This window comes from Novosphingobium sp. AP12 (assembly GCF_000281975.1).
Classification (GTDB): domain Bacteria; phylum Pseudomonadota; class Alphaproteobacteria; order Sphingomonadales; family Sphingomonadaceae; genus Novosphingobium.
The window spans coordinates 1-2048 of record NZ_AKKE01000110.1; the positions used below are offsets into that span (position 1 = coordinate 1).

Annotated in this window: 3 protein-coding genes; 2 read left to right on the forward strand and 1 reads right to left on the reverse strand. The window is 63.0% G+C overall.

Going from position 1 to position 2048, the window contains the following annotated elements; translation table 11 throughout:
* On the reverse strand, positions 1-454 hold a 454-nt coding region (locus tag PMI02_RS15430), incomplete at its 3' end, for a response regulator (RefSeq protein WP_007684456.1).
* Between the two features lie 400 nt (positions 455-854).
* On the opposite strand from PMI02_RS15430, the gene PMI02_RS15435 reads away from it, so the two are divergent.
* Positions 855-1550: a flavin reductase family protein gene (locus tag PMI02_RS15435; RefSeq protein ID WP_007684457.1), complete on the forward strand. Its 696-nt coding sequence runs from the start codon at positions 855-857 to the stop codon at positions 1548-1550.
* Positions 1551-1683: 133 nt separating this feature from the next.
* Positions 1684-2048 (forward strand): Ada metal-binding domain-containing protein (locus tag PMI02_RS28270; protein WP_007684459.1); only part of this gene is annotated, 365 nt, incomplete at its 3' end.

Sequence of the window (2048 nt, forward strand, 5' to 3'; positions counted from 1 at the left end):
CCCCCAGCCGTACCGGCAGGCCGTCCATCTCGAAATGTCCCAGCTGTGCGTCGAACACCAGCGGGCCGCAGGTGACCCGGCTGGAAGCGTGACCGCTCGCCCTGCGCACGAGCGCACGCAGGCGCAGGATCAACTCCTGCACGCGGAACGGCTTGATGAGATAGTCGTCCGCGCCGGCCTTGAAGCCGGCGACCTTTTCCGACCAGGCATCGCGTGCGGTTAGGATCAGCACGGGCAGGTCATGCCCGCCGGTTCGCCAGGACTGCAGCACGGTAAGCCCGTCGACCTTGGGCAGGCCCAGGTCGAGCACCGCTGCGTCGTAACGCTCGGTTTCGCCCAGATGACGGCCGTCCTCTCCGTCGCCAGCGACGTCCACCGCGAAATTCTCGGCACGCAAGGCGCGCGCGATCTCGTCGCTGAGAGCGCGGTCGTCCTCGATCACCAATATGCGCATGTAAATCCTCCGATGGGGCGGATAGCCGTTAGACGGCGCATATCTCAAGCCGCATGTGAGCGAGCTGCTGTGATTAGATGCAAGCGATGATTTCTCACGCGTAGCAACCGATGATGTTCTGCCAAAAGGAACGGCTGTTATGGGATCTCCCCTGTCAGCGTCGGACTGCGGCTGTTCGGATCCATTGCCGATCGTCCGGTTTGATCGGCGCGAGCGGCAGCTTCCGTTAACATCGAACGTTCAGCGAGGACGAATGAACGACTGGCATTGGTCCCCTCCGGTCCAATATAGCGCACGCAGGTCACCGGCTTGATCCGTCGATTCCAAAGCAGGAAACGGAGTTCGCATCCCGTCAATTGGCTGCATCAGAGGTTTCGTCATCATCCACGGAGCCAATGCCATGACCGGACCCCACGTCGCTATCGAACCGTCCATCCTCTATCTCGGCACGCCGGTCGTGCTGATCAGCACGCTGAACGAGGACGGCACCGCCAATGTCGCCCCCATGTCCTCGGCCTGGTGGCTCGGTTGGCGCGCCATGCTGGGTCTACAGACCGCCTCGCAGACGCCACAAAACTTGATCCGCACCGGAGAATGCGTGCTGAACCTGGCGACTGTCGAGCAGGTCGCTGCAGTGAACAAGCTGGCGCGTCTGACCGGCACTAAGGCCATGCCCGAACTGAAGCAGCGCCTCGGCTACGCGTATGAACCCCGCAAGTTCGAGGTGGCTGGCCTTACTCCGATCGCCTCCGACACCGTGGCCGTCCCTCGCGTGCTGGAATGTCCCATTCACCTCGAAGCCGTCCTGGCGGAGCGCCATGACATGATGGCTGACGATCCGCAGGTCGCGGGCCTGATCTCGGCGTTCGAGGTGCGCATCACCCGCGTGCACGTCCGTCCGGACCTGCTGATGGACGGGCATGAGAACCGGATCGATCCGGCGAAGTGGCAGCCGCTGATCATGAACTTCCAGAAGCTCTACGGCGTATCCAACATCGAGGCCGCCCCATCGCGCCTCGCCGAGATCGAAGAGAAAAGCTATCACATGCCCGACATCGACCGCGCGCGAGAGGACATGCTCGCCGCCGTTGGCTGACACGGCAAGCACCCTCGGTCTCACCCGGCCGGGGGTGCCGTTTCCCGTCGCTTCTGATTCCAGAGCAAGAGCCGGAGTGCCGATCGTCGCGGCCGGGATTAGCTCTGTACATGCATTGCAAAGGACAAAGGTCATGAAGAACCAAGACAAGAAGGCGGCGGCTATGCTCGCCGATCCGCGCTGGGCACGCATCGTTGCCCGAGACAAGAGCGCTGACGGCGCATTCTGGTACACCGTCGACACGACGGGCGTATATTGTCGGCCCTCGTGCCCCTCGCGAGGCTGCAATCCCGGTAACGTCACCATCCATGATACGCTCGAAAGTGCGCAGCGGACCGGGTTCCGGGCCTGCAAGCGATGCAAGCCTGACGGGCCGTCCGCCGAGATGGTGAACGCCGGGATCGTCACGCGGGCGTGCCGCATGATCGAGACGAGCGAGACCGCGACGTCTTTGACCGATCTTGCCGAAGCGCTTTCGCTCAGCCCCGGCTATTTCCA

What these genes read in the sequence shown, in the direction of transcription:
- PMI02_RS15435 (WP_007684457.1), top strand. Translation starts at nt 855, where the DNA reads ATGACCGGACCCCACGTCGCTATCGAACCGTCCATCCTCTATCTCGGC.